Origin of the sequence: Enterovibrio baiacu, assembly GCF_004120195.1 — a bacterium.
Taxonomy (GTDB): domain Bacteria; phylum Pseudomonadota; class Gammaproteobacteria; order Enterobacterales; family Vibrionaceae; genus Enterovibrio; species Enterovibrio baiacui.
On the sequence record NZ_SCHN01000009.1, the window covers coordinates 220,077 to 237,863 of the forward strand.

Sequence of the window (17,787 nt, forward strand, 5' to 3'; positions counted from 1 at the left end):
AGAGAGCGGCACTCTCGCATAAGAAAGCGACAAGAAATGAACGCGAAAGAGAGCAGTTATTGAAAGGCGCATTGTTTCTAACGGCACGCGCCGAATGCACTGGCGGGATCAAGGTAAAACATCTTCTTCCACCCTTGGGTTTCCGTGGTGATTCGCCAAGGGTAGGGAGCAAGGGTTAGCACCGAATAGTGCAGGTGAGCGGGTTTGTTGAATGCATTACCCGTTCGCCCAGCCGAGCCGATTTCTTCCCCTTGGGAAACCCAACGGCCAAGCGTGGGAGAAATGTCTTTGAGGTGTGCGTAGTAATGGATGCGCCATTTAGGGCCAAGGATCGCGATCACTTTCCCGCCTTTACTGATTTCGCCAGCGTACGTCACCCACCCGCTGGTGGCGGCAAGAAGCGGCGTGCCTTCTTTCGCGAACACATCAATGCCTTTGTGCACACCCGAACTGCCCCAAGGTTCGAACCAGAACGTTTTTGCATTCCAATCGTTACAGGCGGCGTTTTTTACCGGAATGACCGCACCAGAAGGCATCAATAACCCCGCCCCAAAAAGCACAAGCAGGAAGAGAAAAATCCGTTTCATGTCGTTAATCCTTTAACGTGTATGAAGGAGAAAACTGCCGAGAAAAGAACAGCATATTCCTGCTTGTCGAACGTTTTGTCAGGCTTGGGTCAAAGAAAAGAGGCCAAAGGTGAAAGGGTTAAACGGAAATGAGGTTCTCTTTCTCAATATTGCCAATGCCTTCGGTTTTCAGCGGGTCGCGCGTAATCTTTGTGATTGAGCGAAGCCTAATGCTAGAGTGTATTGGTTTGGATAATAACGAGTTAGCTTCGGACGCCTTCAATGCACATTGTTTCTGGCATTTATCTGCGAAGCGCCGTTGATTGAAGTTCGTCAGTTAACTCGTTCATCATTAACGTTTAAGGAGAAGCCATGAGCGACAACCAATATACACCGCCGAAAGTCTGGGCGAATGAGGCAAGCAGCGGTAACAAATGGGCGAACATAAACAGCCCGGAGTCAGGTGCCCGATTTGATCGTGATTTGCCGGTTGGCGAGCACGGCTTCCAGCTTTATTCGCTTGGCACGCCAAATGGCCAAAAAGTCACCATCATGTTCGAAGAACTGTTAGCGCTGGGTATTACCGAAGCAGAATACGATGCGTATTTGATCAACATCGGCGAATCTGATCAGTTCTCGTCTGGCTTTGTGGGCGTAAACCCGAACTCGAAAATTCCTGCACTGGTGGACAAAACAGGTGCGGAGCCGGTTAATGTGTTTGAGTCAGCGTCTATTTTGATGCACTTGGCAGAGAAGTTCGGCAAATTCCTTCCAGCAAGCGGCCCTGCACGCACGCAAACCCTGAACTGGTTATTCTGGGCACAAGGATCTGCGCCGTTCCTTGGTGGCGGTTTTGGTCATTTCTATGCGTACGCTGATGTGAAGCAAGAGTACCCGATTAATCGCTTCGCAATGGAAGCCAAGCGTCAGTTAGATGTGCTTGATAAGCAACTTGCTAACAACACCTTTGTTGCGGGTGAAGAATACACCATCGCTGACATGGCCATTTGGCCATGGTACGGCAACTTGGTGCTTGGAAACGCGTATGACGCGGCAGAGTTCTTGAGTGTGCATACCTATACCAACGTCATGCGTTGGGCGAAGCAACTTGAAGAACGTGAAGGTGTGCAACGCGGTCGCGTGGTCAACCGTCCGTTTGGTGAAGAGTGGGAAAAAGTGCCTGAGCGCCATTCAGCAGAAGACATTGATAAGGTGCTGAAACTACGCCCGTAGTGTTTAGGTCATAACGTATAAAAAAACGCACCCAAGGGTGCGTTTTTCATTTCCCGCATGGCAGAGGGGGATTTTAATTATACCTGCTCGCTTGGGTGACCCCACATGAGTGGGTTGGCATAGGCCCCCGAGATGCTTGATGTCGATTGACCAACACCATCCAATGCACCCGGTGTAAGCGCTCTAGCAAACCAGCATTCTAGCGGCGCAAGCGTTTTAACCGGCGGCAAAACATTGTGAGGCGTATTGTAGCGGTTGCCATAATGGAAGGGTTCGCCCATCACAAAGATCACGTCGGCATCTAGCTGTTTTTCAGCTTCATCCATTAAACGAGACGCATACCGTTGACCCTGATAATCAGGCAGTACGGCTAAAGGCGCCAAAACAAAGCACTTTAGATGAGGTGCAGCATCAACTGTGATTGGGGTATAGCAAGCATGTGCGACGCTTTCAAAAACAATAGAGAAACTGCCTTCGTTAATGAGGTCGTCAGCAAAGGATGCATATAATTTTGCATGGCGCTCATCATAAAGCCCACCTGCTGCGGCGAACGCTTCATATTGAATTTGATATGGTGTTTTCATTTAAAACATTCCTATTGGGTTTTCTTTTCGCGCTATAGATCAAGCAACATCAGATATTTACGAATGAAACGCGCTTTAATTTGCGCTAACGGATAATCACCTTCCGAGAACAGATAGTTGAGCGCGATACCGTCTATTTCAGCAATTAACATGTGGCTATCTACAACGTCATTTGACTGAGGCAGATCCGCTAAAATTGTTTGAAAAGAGTTCATCATCAGTGTGTAGCGCTCATCTAACAGATCTTTCAATATCAGCCGCATAGCCGGCTGGCATTTAACCTGGTAGTCAAACTGATAAAACAGCTTTTGTTCTGGGTTTGCCATAGAGAGAAAGATCGCCTCTAACAAATGAATCAGCCTTTCTTTTGCCGATGCAGATTCATTCTGAGCATTGGATGCTTCACCAACATCGTTGATGATTTCCTCCATACGGACAAATACCTGACGCAGTAAATCCTCTTTATTCTTAAAGTGATGAAAAACCAACCCTTTAGACACATTTGCAGATTCACAAATCTGTGCGATGGAGGTTCTCTCATACCCTAGCGTTGCAAAGAGCGAGATCGCTACTTGCATGACCTGCTGTTTTTTGTCCATATCAGTGCTCTCTAAAAAGCAAACCGACCGTCCGGTCTGTAAATTTTCTCGAATAATATAGCGATCAAAAAGAGAGAACAAGATCTTTCGAATGTTTTAAGTTTGGTCGTGCATCCAAACCCCGTCCTAATTCGTCTCACTTCCAGCTATCTCATCTTTTTGCTCGCTGATAGCTGTCATTCTTGCGTCGGTTTTTACTCGCTTAATCCGCGACGCGCATCGATAGTCAAACGTAAGGAAACTAACATGCGACATCTTTTCATCTTACTCACGGTCGGTCTCAGCATTCTCACTGTTCAACCTGTATTGGCAAAACAGCATGAAGGAATCGAGTTTCTTAACTCTGGCGCCGTGCTTCCTAAGACACTTCCTTTTTCAGAGGCCGTAAGAGTGGATAAAACCCTCTACCTGTCAGGGCAGATCGGCATTTTGCCAGGCACACTCACCTTAGCGCCGGGCGGAATAGAAGCGGAATCAAAACAGACGATGGAAAACATCAAAACGTCGCTCAGCGCAAACGGCTATGCCATGAGCGATCTGGTGAAATGCACTGTCTTACTCGCAGACATGTCGGAATGGCAAACGTTTAACGGTATCTATAAAACGTATTTTTCTGACCGATACCCAGCGCGAAGTGCCATCGGCGCAAATGGGTTGGCATTGGCGGCAAAAGTGGAAGTGGAATGTATCGCAGCGGTTGATTGATAGGGCGAGCGTGATCAAGTGATCGTGACTGTCATTCTCTAGGTGTTGTGTCCCTTATCAAAAGGCGCAACACCTCGTATCACGTCAGTAAATTCATCCATCATAGCCAAAGAAAACTGAGGTTGAGGCATTTATGAGTGCCTGTCCCCGCTAGACTTCGTATTCCTTTCGTTTTTTGTACTGCATCCATTTCCTGCCTCACCTCGTCTCATTCTTGTTTGACTGGCTCGGTGTGCATTCTGTGTGATTGCATTGGTCATCGAAAAGAAAATAGTTGGACCCATTTTGCCTGCTTATCTCAACAAAGACACAGTAGGGAGTTTGAACTTTTATTCATCATCCATCATTGTTTGATTACTAATAGTTCGTGTGCGAATAATTATAGGGAGAGTGAGGTTGTGATGAAAAAAACAAGGTTAAGCATGATGTTGATGGGTCTGATTGCGTTCACCGCAGAGGCAGCTATTTCGCCACAGTTACCCGGAGAAATGATTGATGCCTTTGAAGGCAAATTTGGTGTTACCGAGGGAAAAAGAAGAAATCATACCAAAGGGTTTTGTTTCAAAGGGCAGCTAATTCCTAATGATTCATTGATTGCTAACTACTCTGACAGTGCGATTTTTAAGGCACCTTCACGCGTCATCGGACGGTTTTCTCATTCAGGGGGGAATAACAACGCGCCTGATGACAAGTATGGTGAGTTAGGGATCGGGCTATCCATTGTTGATCTTAACGGTGACAACACAAGAATGGCACTCAATACCTTGGATTTTTTCCCAGTATCAACACCAGAGGCTTTTCTCGCGCTGAATCAAGCAAAAGTAAAAGGCAAAGATGCCGTGGCAAAAATGAAGCAAAGCCATCCAGAATTGGCGGCGTTTAGCAAACATATGGCGAAGCGCGATAAGAAAGTGAAGCCGTATGAAGACCACACATATAATGGCATCAATACCTTTTTCTTTGTGAATGCTCAAGGCGAGAAGACACCGTTTCGTTGGGTGTTCGAACCCACTATGGCGAACGGTGTTCGCGTTGAAACGCACCCTGATTTCTTCTTCGATAACATTCAAGCGAGTCTAGAAAATGGCGGCGTGTCTTGGGACATGACGGCGGTTTTGGCGAACCCTAGTGATGACATCAACAATGCAGCAGTGAAATGGACAGGCCCTCATCAAACCATCACGCCTGTCACCCTGGTGATTGAAAAAGTCGCGACGGAGCCGGAAGGTCAATGCGACACCATTAACTTCGACCCCTTGGTGTTGGCCAAAGGTATTGAGCCGTCGAGTGATCCCATACTTCTTGCAAGAAGCCCAGTCTACGCGGTGAGTTTCGGCAAAAGGCTCACCGAAAAAGCCGCAAAATAAAAAGCACATAAAGCGCACCCTCAGGTGCGCTTTATGTATGTGTTGGTTAAACACAGAACATATTCTGTGTGTTTTTTCATCGTTTTGTTTTCACTGCAAATTGTAAGGTTTTAGTTTTTGTTTTTTCTTCTTTCTTGCCCCATGATGAGCGCAATTTTTGGCCGACATATTCCGTGGAGCAGTCGTGAAATCGGGCTTAGACATTCAGTTAGGTGACGCACTTAATGCGTTTATTTGTGCGTTAAAAACAACCCATGAAGCGTACTTTGAAACGTCAATCCGCCTCGTGTCTTTGCAAGATTGGGAATACGTCGGCGTTAGCATGGGCGCTCAACCTCCCCAGCAAACAAGTGAAGCGTGTTGGGTTGCATTGCCAAATCACGATGACGAAGCCACGACGAAAAAGCATTTCTATTGCACCGCGCGAGACGCTGATGTTTGGGCGATCAACATGGCAGGTAAAGGGCGAAGAATCGCGTTTGCTCGCCGAGATACACTGAGTGACATGGCAATTTTGGATCAAGACGCCTTTACTGATCATGTCATTTGGAATGCGCCGCTAGGCGAATCCGGCCAAGGCGTGCTGCCCGTCAATCAGATGGTGTTAGACATGGGCGGTGAAGAGCGCGTTTTTCATCTTTGCGGAATGCGTGATGAGAAAGGCAGCCTATTGATTCATGTCAACGGCCATGAAAAACTGGCATTAACGGCATCACGCTATATCGATAACGCCCTCCATCGCTTTGGTGAACGCTGCGCGCAAAGTAATAACAGCGAACAACCTCACTCGGGTGTGTCGCTAGATAACCTACCATTTTTAGCACTTGTTGAAGCGCAGCAAGACAATGATGTGCTTTCCGAGCAATTTCCTTTTCTGCCACCGCTAACGTTTCAAAAGGTAAGAAATGAAATCGCCAAATCTCGGCATCTCGTTCAAACCGCGATGAAAAAAGCCGTGTCTGCAAGCCGCGTCATGCTGCTTGCCGTTCCGAGCGCGTTGGCAGTGTCTGTGTCGCTATTTTTCATGTTCAACCTGACAATGAGTAACGGTGTATCGGCAGGTTTTCTCTCAGCCATAGAGCCGTTCATGGCGGCTTTCCTTGGCGCGAAACAATCCCTATTGCAGCAATACTTCGCGTTGTGGGGAAACATGAAATACGGCCTCATGGGGTTGGTCGTCATCGTTATGGCAGTCTCTCAACTTGTCGATTATGGCGCTAAAAAGTGGAGGAAACAGGGCGTGTTATTCCCCGTCGCCGCGAAACTGACGTATTACTGTTTTGTCGCTGCCTTTTTGATTGATCTCTTGCTGCTCAGCATGAGTGCAGCGAACCCAAACATCTTCTCCGTCGCATCGGCGTTTGCGATGTATCTTTTGCCCGTCACGGTGTATATCAGCTTCCAGTTTTTGAAGAAGAAAGCCGAGAGCAAGGTATTGGCTCCCTTGAAAGCGTTTACCTGGTTTTCTGTTGAGAAGCCTTTGCGATAGGGCAGTAGAATAGGGTGGGGTGAAAGGACTGGGGCAGTCACGTTGGGGTAGTGGCTGTTTCAACGATACCTATTGGCTATTGAATCGAACAACACTATTTTAGCCACTTTGACATCTTGTTCTTTGCTTTTGCGCAGTTCAGATAAGATCTCGGTTGCTTGGCGTTTTAACGAAGTCACTAATGCTATTTTCATCCACACTACCCCGAAGAAATACTCAAAGTGACACTATTCGATCACTTTGAGTCTGGCAGGGTTGGGGGCATTTTTGTATGTCTGTCCCGCTTATTGCCAAAGGGAATGAAAACCTGAAGATCAACACTGAACACAGTGGCAAAAACAACCTCAATATCGTTTCGCTACGCGACAAGAGCGTATTGACTTGACGTTCGGGGAGCGTCCATATATGTCCTCGATGTTTTCTAATCAATAGAAAGAGCTTAAATGCCCCTTTCACCACCGTACCAGTGACACTAACATAACTCATAGGGGAGGGGGCCGATGTTGTGACTGAAAGGTGATTTCAGGGGCAAAGTGTGTTCATTTAAAACTCACTATACTCAAGCACCAAAATTTGATGTTCTAAATATGAATATCACATAGTCCCAAACAGCTCTCTCCCATCTTGTAAGATGTTTTCGGCATCCGTCCAAATTGTAATAGATTCACCTGAAGAACGAACAAAAACGTATGCATCAAGTTCGGCAACTTGTGTCTCATTTAATCCTAAGAAGGAAACTTGAGCTGCTGAAAGCTCGGCTGATATCGGCGTATTAGCACTATAGCTCCAATTTTGAGCTTCAAGGTTAAATGTATCATCACCTTCACCTAAATATGCTACGAAACCATTCCAATCATCGGGCTCTTCATGAGTTACTGTCTGAATCTGGTCTGACTGCGCTAAAATTGCGTTAGCATTGATGCTTACAGTTTGGTCTGAATCCCCATATGCGACAACAGCTTCAACTTGTGCTATTACTTTAGGCCCTGAAGTTACACCATAAGTGTTTCCAGAGAAATCGATTTGTGTGTCGTCTTCCACGAGAATTTTGTCAAAGCCTCGACTGCCAAGATAGGAAGTCCCATTAGACAACAATAAATTAGTATCTGAAAAATCCTCTTGATCGAAAACCATTGTATCGTTGCCTTCACTGCCAACATATCGATCTATCCCCGTTCCACCATCCATAATGATGTCATCGTCAAAGCCAGCTTGAAGATAATCATTGCCAGCGCCACCATATAGTGCGTCTCCTCCAGCGCCACCCAAAAGAGTGTCATCGCCATTGCCACCATATAGTGTGTCATTGCCTTGACCACCATTTAAAATGTCGTTTCCATCTCCACCATATATAATGTCATCTTCAGCGCCTCCTTTAAGGGTATCATTCCCAGCCTCACCATAAATTATATCTCCTCCAGCACCCCCATAAACAATATCCTCCCCCTCTCCAGCAAAAATGGTGTCATTGAATGTATTTTCGCTTGGTGAATATTTGAGTGAAACATTGTCAATTAGAGCTCCATAGCCATCAGAAGATCCTTGCGCTGCAAAACGAACCGTTAAATAATCAATGCCTTGGGGAACAACAATATCCGTAGAAAACGTTTCGTAATCAATGTTTCCCTGGGTGTTCGAAAAATATTTGCTATATAAAATGCGACCCACTGGGTCTATAATCTCGATTTCAAATGGACTGGTTGATGAATTACTACCCATGAAGCGGTTTGCATAATCAAAAGAAAACATCAGGTCTATATTACCTGACTCCGATAGGCCTTCGATATTTACATGTTGCTGAATCCATGTGTTTTCTAAGCCATCTAATTCAAGTACAGTGTTTGTATCGCTATTATCTGGAGCTCCCTCACTCTGCCCTTGTTGCAATTCTATTTTCCTAGATCCTCTAGAATACCAACCTGTAACGCCATAATCCTCGAAAAGGTTGCTCTTATAACCTTCATTATCTCCCCAGTCTTCAAAATCTGAATTTATTAAGAGTTCGCGAGAAGTATTAGAACTGCTATCACCATAAATAATATCGTCTCCACCGTTTCCAACAATACGGTCATCGCCCATGCCTCCAATTAATACGTCAGAATTATCTCCACCCGTAATAATATCGTCGCCTTCAAGTCCATCGACAGTTACTATGCTTGAATCAAGATTAGGCTGGGAAAGTGAAACATTATCAACTAATGCCCCGTGATTATCGACCTCACCTTGTCCTTTAAAGCGCAGCACAAGACCATCAGTTCCTTTAGGTACAGAAAAATCCACATCAAAACTTTGAAATGTTTCATTTGATTGCGTGTTGCTGAAATATTTGCTATACAGAACAACGCCTTCATTGTTTATAACTTGAACAACGAAGGGGCTTGTTGATTGATTATCACCGTTGTATCGATTTGCGTAATCAAAGGATAAGTTCAGGGAAGTATCTTGCTCACTTGCTATTTCTGTGACATCAATTTCTTGATGAACCCAAAGGTTTACATAAGCATCCAATTCCAGCACACTACTTGAAGTATGATCAGTAGGTGCGCCAGAAATTGAACCTTGTTGAAGCTTTAGGTTATAATCTCCTGTCACATACCAACCAGCAACACCATAATCAAAAAAAGTATTGTTTTCACCACGGACTCCAAAATCTTCAAATCCACCATTAGTAAGAAGGTTTACACCAACCCCTTCTGAAATAGAAAGTTTATCTGAACCACCTGTTCCTATTACTTTAGTCATAATATATATCCATTTTTAAATTTTAATCCAGAAGCGAACCACTATCTTAGGCACTAATTAGCCATGAAATCGAGGCTTCTAATGGAGAGGGATTTTCGTAAACGTGTATTTTACATATATTATTTATTGTGTGTGATTTTACATCAATCCCCACTTTGTATAGTTGAATAAAAACAATAGGTTAAACTGAATTTATCAGCTAAAAATCAGTCTAAATTACTAATGGAGCTTGATGTTTTTTGTTAACTAGAATATATCCTTACCCTCCCATTAAATAAGGTTTTTTGTTACAATAATAAATTAACAGAAATAGTTGTATATAAATTCATTCAATTTGGATAGATCAGGTTCAGCATCTGAAAAATTATCGTCGAAGTAAAGCTTTTAAAACCAGTACTTTATGAATGAGCATTGTTGAGCAATTTCAATTATGGGTGCGGTTGTGCCAAGTGTCGCTGTCAAATGTTCTGTTGTTGACGAACAGACATTCCTCGCTTGCACTTTGTTCAATACCTCGACCCCAGCAATAATTTCTCTAACTTGCGCGTTGTAATCTCGGAAGCTCAATTCCCCGCTAAAAAATTGCTTGTGACGATAGACTGTCGGCTCTGACAGAGATAGTTTGTGGTAACTAAAGCTCCGTTTCCATTGTTTCAAATCTCTATTTTTTAATGCCTCTACAGCAAGTTTCCGCAGAATTCTTCATGCCAATAGCCTGCATTTTTACGTAGAGGAATGTTAGGCACTAACCCTTTCTAAATTAGTGCCTTATAGCAACATTTTATGTTGTAGGCACCGTCATCTGACATTTGGTTTGTTTGGCGTCTTAAAGGATTGAGCTAGGACGTTAATGCCTCCTGTCATGCACCGCACCTAATGATGCAACGGCTGAGAATATCTCGTTGCTATTGGCATCAACCATTAACAAACTAACATTCATAGCGATATAAGGATTTCCTGTTTAGCTTTCCCCCCCCCAACCTTATCCCCAATTTCTGTGCATAACTCCCACGAAATCGATGGCTTCAATGGCTTAGGGATTGCAAGTGATTGTGTGACTTTTGTTCAACTTTTTTCTGTGAGCGTCAGGCACAAAAAAAGGGCAGGATTCTCATCCTGCCCTTGGGTGTTTATTCGCCTTGCTTAAAAGGCGATTTGCACGCGGTGCTTACACGTCGTAAGTGGTAGACGAGATGTTGCCGCCTGTGCCAGTCCAGTTCGTGTGGAAGAACTCGCCACGTGCTTTGTCAGTACGCTCATAAGTGTGCGCGCCGAAGTAGTCACGTTGTGCCTGAATCATGTTCGCTGGAAGGCGAGCAGTGGTGTAACCGTTCAGGAAGGTCAGTGCAGATGACATACATGGCATTGGTAGTCCGCTTTCGAACGACTTAGCCACCACTTTACGCCATGCTGGCAGGCTGCCTTGTAGGATGTCTTTGAAGTACGCATCTGTGCCGAGGAATGGCAGTTCTGGGTTTGCTTCAAATGCATCACGGATGTTGCCAAGGAATGCGCTACGGATGATACAACCGCCACGCCACATCAGCGCCACGTTGCCGTAGTTCAGTTCCCAGTTGTTCGCTTCTGACGCTTCGCGGATCAGCATGAAACCTTGCGCGTAAGAGATGATTTTAGATGCAAGCAACGCTTGGCGTAGGGCATCTAGCCACTCTGACTTGTCGCCTTCAACCGGCTGAATTGGGTTGTCGAACAGCGCCGATGCTTCAACACGTTGGTCTTTCAGTGAAGACAGCACGCGTGCGAAGACAGACTCGGTGATCAGGGTCAATGGAATGCCCAGATCAAGTGCGTTGATACCTGTCCATTTACCGGTGCCTTTTTGGCCCGCTGCATCCATGATTTTCTCAACCAGTGGCTCGCCGTCTTCATCGCGATAGCCGAGGATGTCTGCGGTGATTTCTACCAAGTAGCTGTCTAGCTCGGTTTTGTTCCACGCGGCAAAGGTCGCTTGCATTTCATCGTGCGACATACCTAAGCCTTCTTTCATGAAGTGGTACGCTTCGCTGATCAGCTGCATGTCTCCGTATTCGATACCGTTGTGAACCATTTTCACGAAGTGGCCTGCGCCTTCACGGCCAACCCAATCACAACAGGCTTCGCCGTCGTCTGTTTTCGCTGCAATCGCTTGGAAGATTGGTTTCACGAACGGCCATGCTTCTGGGCTACCGCCCGGCATGATGGAAGGCCCGAAACGTGCGCCTTCTTCACCGCCTGATACGCCAGTACCCACAAAGTAGATGCCTTTCTCACGTAGCTCAGCAACGCGACGGTTGGTGTCAGGGTAGTTGGTGTTACCGCCATCAATGATGATGTCGCCTTCGTCTAGCAATGGTACGAGTGCGTTGATGAATTGATCAACCACGTCGCCTGCGCGAACCATCAACATCACTTTACGTGGTGTTTCTAGTTTGCTTACCATGTCTTCTAGCGATGTCGCACCGACGATGTTGGTGCCTTTCGCTGGGCCTTCAAGAAACTCGTCGACTTTGGCGACGGTACGGTTAAAGGCAACAACCTTGAAGCCGTTGTCGTTCATGTTGAGGATCAGGTTTTGACCCATTACGGCCAATCCGATTACGGCAATATCAGCTTTCATTTATCCATTTCTCCTTAGGCCAGCTCTTTCGCTGCGTCTGAATCTAAATACCACTCGGTAGTGCCCGCTTTTGAGCGAACGTGTGCAGCAGGGTAGGCCTCTGCTGCTGGCGCGTTGTCGGCAATTTCTTTCAATACCGATGCTTTGCTCGCGCCCAATACCAAGTAGGTGATGCGTTTTGCGTTTTCCAAAAGATGCGCGGTTTTTGACACACGGAGCTGATGGCTCTCAGGGTGTGATGCAATGGTCGCGATCTCTGTGGTTTTGTAATCTGTTTTGCCCGGGAACAGGGAGGCGGTGTGACCGTCTGTGCCCATGCCAAGCATGATCCAATCGAAGACTGGCACGCCGTCTTGATCCACGGTGCCTTCTGCGTTTGGAATGGTGTCGAGCATTTCTTCTGTAAAGCGGATCACTTCACCTGCCACGAAATCTTCGCCACGAATGCGGTGAATGTTTTCAGCGGGGATTTGGATGTGATCAAACAAGAGGGCTTTGGCTTGGCCGTAGTTGCTTTGCTCGTCTTCGGGTGCCACGCAACGTTCGTCGCCCCACCAGAAGTGCAGGTTTTGCCACTGAATACGGGTAGCGTAATCTGCGTTCGCCAAGTAGCTGAAAAGCTGTGATGGCGTGCTGCCGCCAGACAGGGAAATGTGCACAGGGCGGCCCATTTCGCTGTATTCCAGCAGGGTGTTTGCTAACGCTTCAACGACCTGTTGGCTGTCGTCGAACACGCGGTAATTCATGTTACTCATAGTTCGCAATAGTCCGTGCTTGCTAGGTTCTTACAAGGGAAGCGCCACGAACGGTCTTCTTCATGAAGCAGCTCGTCGGCCTCTTTCGGCCCCCACGTGCCTGCGGCATAGCCATACAGGTGTTCTGGGTTTTGCTTGTATTCCAAAATCGGTTGTACAAACTCCCAACACGCTCTCACTGCATCGGTACGGGCAAACAATGTGGCATCGCCTTTCATTGAATCGAGCAATAGGCGCTCGTAAGCCGTCAGCATGTGCGTTTCTTCGAGGGTGTCGTAGTGGAAGTCCATGGAGACTTCTTTGGCTTTAAAGCCTGCGCCCGGTTCTTTCAAACCAAAGCTCATTTGAATGCCTTCGTCAGGTTGAATACGGATGATCAACTTGTTCTCTGGGGCATTGGCACCAAATACGGGGTGCGGCGTTTTCTGGAAGTGGATAACCACTTCGGTGACGCGGGTCGGTAATCGCTTACCGGTGCGCACATAGAAAGGCACGCCGTTCCAACGCCAGTTGTCGATAAACATCTTCAAACCGACGTAGGTTTCTGTGCGGGAATCGTCTGCCACACCGTGTTCGTCGCGGTAGCCTTTTAGGTCTTCGCCACGCACGTTGGATTCTGTGTATTGCCCCAATACCAGGTTCTTCTGCAGTTTTTCTTCGGTCAGTGGTTGTAGGCTGTTTAGTACCTTCACCACTTCGTTACGCATGGAATCTGCATTGATCACCGCTGGCGGCTCCATGCCCACCATGGCGAGCACTTGCAGCAGGTGGTTTTGGAACATGTCACGCACTGCGCCAGCACCGTCGTAGTAGCCACCACGTTCTTCTACACCGAGGAATTCTGCTGCGGTGATTTCAACGTAATCGATGAAATTGCGATTCCAAAGTGGTTCAAACATGCCGTTAGCAAAACGGAAAACCAAAAGGTTTTGGACGGTTTCTTTACCGAGGTAGTGGTCAATGCGGTAGATTTGGTGTTCTTGGAAGCAGTCGTGGAGGTTTTTATCAAGCTCTTCGGCAGTGGCAAGGTCGTAACCGAAAGGCTTTTCAACAATCAGTCGTTTCCAACCGTTGTCTTCGGTGTTTAAACCGTGTGCAGCAAGGCTGCTTGGAATGATGCTGTACAAGCTTGGCGGCGTTGCCAAGTAAAACGTGGTGTTGCCACCGGTTTTGTACTGTACTTCGATGTCGGCCAAGCGCGTTTTCAACTTGGCGTAGTCATCGGTGTTTGAGGTATCAATCGCTTGGTAGTGCACGCGCTCTAAGAAGGCATTCAATACATCTTGATCGACTTTCTCATTCGCGGTGAGCGATTCTTTTAATTTTTGTTGGAAGTCCGCATCGGAGTAGTGCGTGCGGCTCACGCCTAGAATGGCAAACTCTTCTGAGAGCAATCCGTTGGCATAAAGATGATAAAAGGCGGGAATCAATTTGCGGTGAGTCAAATCGCCCGAGGCCCCAAAGATGACGATACAATTATTTTCAGGCTTAACCATAATGCTATCCCACTTGTCTGAGTCCGTCAGACAAGTCATTCATTTTTTAGTGCTAAAACTATAAACACTAAGGAAAAAAGTGATAGTCGGTTTTACCTATCAAACTGATAGGCAGAACCCCGTTCTAATTGTGATGACACAACCCTTACATAGAACTATACCCAAACGACCTGAAGATGCTCGCTTTCAACGTGAATGCTACTTCATCAATCTGCCTTTTTCCTGCACTAACACTGCAAGCTTAGTGTTCGAAAAAGGCAATTGGTGCATGACGTTCGATACGAAAGCAAGAGGACATGAATACGCTGTGAAAGCGTTTTCATCACGTCGTCGCGGGGGATTTTATATGAAGTCGCTCCAAAAATCTGTCGTTTTCCAAAGACAAATTTTAGGAAACCAACAGGCACATGAGGCGAGAAGTCCGTGAATAGTTGCCGTAAAACCGCGATTTACGCTGACATCGGTCGAAGGTGGATCTTGCAAGCGGTACGAAAAAAGGCGCATCACGCGCCTTTTTGTCCATCAGAATGTGACATCTTGTTGTCGCGGGCGATTAGCCATAACTGAACAAGAAATCATCGGCGGTAAGCTCTGACAGGTCGGTGTTATTGAACGTCACTGTGTTGGTTTGTGACAGTTCCAACACGACCGTTGAGCCAACTTGGGTGAGGCTGAGATCCTCAAATTCATCGCCTGTGTACAGCAGCACGATGGTGTCTTCGCCTTGTTGGTAATCCACCACGCGATCATGGCTGGATTCAGTCGGTAGTTGCTCGTAGAAGACAAAGAAGTCATTGCCTTCTCCGCCGATGTAGAAATCGTTACCTGTGGTGCCAACGAGAATGTCATCGCCGTCGTTGCCGAACAGGCGATCATTGCCGATGCCGCCGATAACAAGGTCATCGCCAGTGCCACCTAGCATGTCGTTGTTGCCCGCCACACCAATCATGACGTCATTGCCTGAACCACCACCGATGTAATCGTCACCGCCACCGCCGTAGATGACATCGTTACCTGCGCCACCGATGATGCGATCGCCACCGTCGTCTTCAAACAATGACAGTGGGAATTGAATGTCGCCATACAGAAAGTCATGAATGTATGGGGCGTAATCTTCAAGGGAGGTGATATCTGAAGATTGCCATGCGTTGTATAAGATGGCGAGGTAGTCTTCCGCTTCATCGCCAGGCGCGAAGATTTCTTGATCGGAGAGGTATTCATCTAATCGAAAATCATCACCCAGCAGCAAATCATTGCCGCCAAAGCCAATCAATGTGTCGTTGCCGCTGTCGCCGTTAAGTAAATCGTCACCTTGCATGCCGGAGATTTGGTCATCTCCTGTTGTTCCGACTTCGATATAATCAAACTCAATATCGGTCATCGTCGTCATGTCTCTCTCCTTGTCACCTTTGCCAACTAAAACGTCCTATTTTTTTCGATGTTACCGATTTAATTTATGGTATCTGGCCGTATTTGCTGCGTCTTTTCGTTGAAACCTCATCGTAAACAAGCCAATGAGACGCGTGTATTGAAATTGAGCGCAACCCTTATAAGCAAAGGTGTGAAAGGTGAGTGTTTACTCACATTTTGACTGGGAAAGGTGTGGTAGGGAGGCGATGCGCCGTGCGCGGCGCATTGATTTGGAGAACATGCGGTGTGGGACGATAGGTTAAGGCGTGACCTCGATGTCTTCTAGCTGCTTGCATTCCGGGGTTTCAAAATCGTCCGCGAGCTGATTACAAGCAAGGCTGTTGACGCTTTTCATGCAGGCGATGGCGGCTTTTTGAATGGTGGGATCATCGGGAATGTCTCGCATCTCTATTTTTGCCTGTTCACAAGCTTGATCGGCAATGCCGCTCACCATGGCTTTCATTTGCTCGTTCTGCGCATGCTCACCGAGTAGCTCTGACGAACAGGTTTTCATTTTTCCGCACATCTTGTCGATCTCTGTCATTAACGCCGGGGAGATGGCGGCGTGAGAGAAGGCGGGCACAAAAAGTAATGCCACAGCACTGCTGCGAAGGATGCATAACAAACGCGCGGATAAAAGACGATGAGTTCGCATAGAATGCCTCAGTTGTTTTAGAGAAAAAGGGCAAGGGAAAAGACGGCTTGCTTCTACAGAAAGCGTAACACTAACGAGGCGTTTTTCTGTGTTGCAGCAAAGAGATCCGAAAGAAACTTCAAGGTAGGTGCTCGGCGCGATGATCGGGCGGTGACGCGATCAAAGGTAGGGTTCTATCACCTTGAGACAGCGTTCCACGGTGTCCTCTTTTTCACCAATAGGCGCAACGTAATCAACCACGCGCTTTGCCTCTTCCACACTGGCTAGCTTCGCAATTATCCATGCGGAGAGGTATTGGGAGGATAAGCATCCCCCTGCTGATGCGAGGTTACCTTGGGCATAGAAAGCTTGATCGAGCACGGTCGCCCCTGATTCGATGAGCAAGGGTTTGGTGGTGGCGTCAGTGCATGCCGGTGAATGTTGGAATAGCCCGAGTGAAGAGAGTATCAAAGCGCCTGAACACTGACTGCCAATGCATTGTTTTTCAGGGTTAAACATCATGCGGCGCAACAAATCGCCGTTTCTGGCAATATCGCGTGAGGATTTGCCACTGCCAACCAAAACGGCATCTGCATGGTTGGCAAATTCGATTGGCTGGTGGGCTTTTACGGTGACACCGTTCATTGAGGTGACATGATCATTTGGGCTGCAAAGGTGGATATGCCAGCCACAGGGTTTCATGCGATTTAGCATACTAAGCGCGACGAAGGTGTCCATCTCGTTGAAGCCTTCAAACGTGAGAATGGCAATGTCCATCATGCTGCCCTCGTGCGCGTTTCAGTGCGCGGTTGTGGTCGCTTAACGTTCTTGCGTCACCGCGTTGTGTTAGTCGACCAATTCAATCCCTAAACTTTCCAACAAGTTTAACGCTTCGTAGCGAGAGAATTTTGCACCGGCCACACGATTTTCCAATACGTTCAAAAACACGTTGGTGGATTCTGTGAAATCTGCGTTTTGTAGATTTGTGCGCATGAATTGGGCGCGGTCAAAATCGCAGTAGGTCAGGGTGGATTCGGTAAAATCGCCATCACGGAAATCGACATCATGCAGTTTGCACTCAGTCATTGAGAGTGAATGCAGGGTGAGGCCAAAAAAGGAGGCGTCGGTCAGAATGCATTGGGTGAATGTCAACTCGGCATCAACGCGATACGTCGGCCACTCTGCTCTTGTCCAATCAATGCCCACCATTTTACAGGCGTTAAACACGACCTCGTTAAACTTAGAGAAAGGGATTCTCAGTAAGCTCAAATTGCAGCGCGTGAAGGTGCAGTTGATGAATTTGCTGCTGCGAAACTCAGCGGATGAAAAGTGACAATCAATGAACTCACATTCTTCAAACTCACACTGCGTGAAGGCTTCATCGTTGAGTTCAAGCTTGTTGAACGTTTCGTTGTAATACTCGTTATTGCTTTCGATGGTTTGCACGGTTTCCTCAGAAGATATCCGCAAACAAGAGGGGTATTTAAAACACAAGATGACGGTGTGTCTAGGGATTTATGGGCCGTGATGAGCACGCTGTAACGACACACTCTTTTTTGAAACAAAACGCGCGAGAAAGGTTGAATCGCG

General features: G+C 46.8%; 15 protein-coding genes. 4 read left to right on the forward strand and 11 right to left on the reverse strand.

Going from position 1 to position 17,787, the window contains the following annotated elements:
* Positions 1-77 precede the first annotated feature (77 nt).
* A complete protein-coding gene (locus EQP46_RS10515; protein WP_129493599.1) occupies positions 78-587 on the reverse strand; it encodes a M23 family metallopeptidase in 510 nt (169 codons plus the stop codon).
* A 351-nt stretch (positions 588-938) separates the two neighbouring features.
* Between EQP46_RS10515 and yghU the strand changes: the two genes are divergently transcribed.
* The gene (yghU, locus tag EQP46_RS10520) at positions 939-1,799 is read left to right on the forward strand and encodes a glutathione-dependent disulfide-bond oxidoreductase (protein ID WP_129493600.1); all 861 of its coding nucleotides are present in this window, start codon (positions 939-941) and stop codon (positions 1,797-1,799) included.
* 77 nt (positions 1,800-1,876) lie between these two features.
* Here yghU and EQP46_RS10525 read toward each other — a convergent pair whose 3' ends face one another.
* Together EQP46_RS10525 and EQP46_RS10530 are read right to left on the reverse strand one after the other, a co-directional pair.
* Positions 1,877-2,383, reverse strand: coding sequence for a GNAT family N-acetyltransferase (locus EQP46_RS10525; protein ID WP_129493601.1), 507 nt, complete (start codon positions 2,381-2,383; stop codon positions 1,877-1,879).
* Between the two features lie 32 nt (positions 2,384-2,415).
* The gene (locus EQP46_RS10530) at positions 2,416-2,982 is read right to left on the reverse strand and encodes a TetR/AcrR family transcriptional regulator (RefSeq protein WP_129493602.1); all 567 of its coding nucleotides are present in this window, start codon (positions 2,980-2,982) and stop codon (positions 2,416-2,418) included.
* Positions 2,983-3,228: 246 nt separating this feature from the next.
* Between EQP46_RS10530 and EQP46_RS10535 the strand changes: the two genes are divergently transcribed.
* The 3 genes from EQP46_RS10535 to EQP46_RS10545 all read left to right on the forward strand — a co-directional run bounded on the left by EQP46_RS10535 (position 3,229) and on the right by EQP46_RS10545 (position 6,543).
* Positions 3,229-3,687 carry a RidA family protein gene (locus EQP46_RS10535; RefSeq protein ID WP_129493603.1) on the forward strand — a complete coding sequence of 153 codons (459 nt, stop codon included), beginning with the start codon at positions 3,229-3,231 and terminating at the stop codon, positions 3,685-3,687.
* 401 nt (positions 3,688-4,088) lie between these two features.
* Entirely contained in the window at positions 4,089-5,054 is a 966-nt protein-coding gene (locus tag EQP46_RS10540) for a catalase family protein (RefSeq protein WP_129493604.1), read from the forward strand.
* 184 nt (positions 5,055-5,238) lie between these two features.
* A complete protein-coding gene (locus EQP46_RS10545; protein ID WP_129493605.1) occupies positions 5,239-6,543 on the forward strand; it encodes a hypothetical protein in 1,305 nt (434 codons plus the stop codon).
* Between the two features lie 594 nt (positions 6,544-7,137).
* Here the strand turns inward: EQP46_RS10545 and EQP46_RS10550 are convergent.
* The 8 genes from EQP46_RS10550 to EQP46_RS10585 all read right to left on the reverse strand — a co-directional run bounded on the left by EQP46_RS10550 (position 7,138) and on the right by EQP46_RS10585 (position 17,643).
* Positions 7,138-9,285 carry a calcium-binding protein gene (locus EQP46_RS10550; protein ID WP_129493606.1) on the reverse strand — a complete coding sequence of 716 codons (2,148 nt, stop codon included), beginning with the start codon at positions 9,283-9,285 and terminating at the stop codon, positions 7,138-7,140.
* 1,168 nt (positions 9,286-10,453) lie between these two features.
* On the reverse strand, positions 10,454-11,902 hold the full coding sequence (gnd, locus tag EQP46_RS10555) for a decarboxylating NADP(+)-dependent phosphogluconate dehydrogenase (RefSeq protein ID WP_129493607.1): 1,449 nt from the start codon (positions 11,900-11,902) through the stop codon (positions 10,454-10,456).
* Between the two features lie 14 nt (positions 11,903-11,916).
* Complete coding sequence (gene pgl, locus EQP46_RS10560) at positions 11,917-12,657, reverse strand: 6-phosphogluconolactonase (RefSeq protein WP_129493608.1); 741 nt, start codon at positions 12,655-12,657, stop codon at positions 11,917-11,919.
* Positions 12,654-14,153 carry a glucose-6-phosphate dehydrogenase gene (gene zwf / locus EQP46_RS10565; protein ID WP_129493609.1) on the reverse strand — a complete coding sequence of 500 codons (1,500 nt, stop codon included), beginning with the start codon at positions 14,151-14,153 and terminating at the stop codon, positions 12,654-12,656. Before zwf ends, pgl begins: the two co-directional genes overlap by 4 nt.
* 553 nt (positions 14,154-14,706) lie before the next feature.
* The gene (locus EQP46_RS10570; RefSeq protein WP_129493610.1) at positions 14,707-15,543 is read right to left on the reverse strand and encodes a calcium-binding protein; all 837 of its coding nucleotides are present in this window, start codon (positions 15,541-15,543) and stop codon (positions 14,707-14,709) included.
* A gap of 279 nt (positions 15,544-15,822) precedes the next feature.
* The gene (locus EQP46_RS10575; protein WP_129493611.1) at positions 15,823-16,218 is read right to left on the reverse strand and encodes a hypothetical protein; all 396 of its coding nucleotides are present in this window, start codon (positions 16,216-16,218) and stop codon (positions 15,823-15,825) included.
* A gap of 159 nt (positions 16,219-16,377) precedes the next feature.
* Positions 16,378-16,974: a DJ-1/PfpI family protein gene (locus EQP46_RS10580; RefSeq protein WP_129493747.1), complete on the reverse strand. Its 597-nt coding sequence runs from the start codon at positions 16,972-16,974 to the stop codon at positions 16,378-16,380.
* A gap of 69 nt (positions 16,975-17,043) precedes the next feature.
* The gene (locus tag EQP46_RS10585) at positions 17,044-17,643 is read right to left on the reverse strand and encodes a pentapeptide repeat-containing protein (protein WP_129493612.1); all 600 of its coding nucleotides are present in this window, start codon (positions 17,641-17,643) and stop codon (positions 17,044-17,046) included.
* Positions 17,644-17,787: the final 144 nt, after the last annotated feature.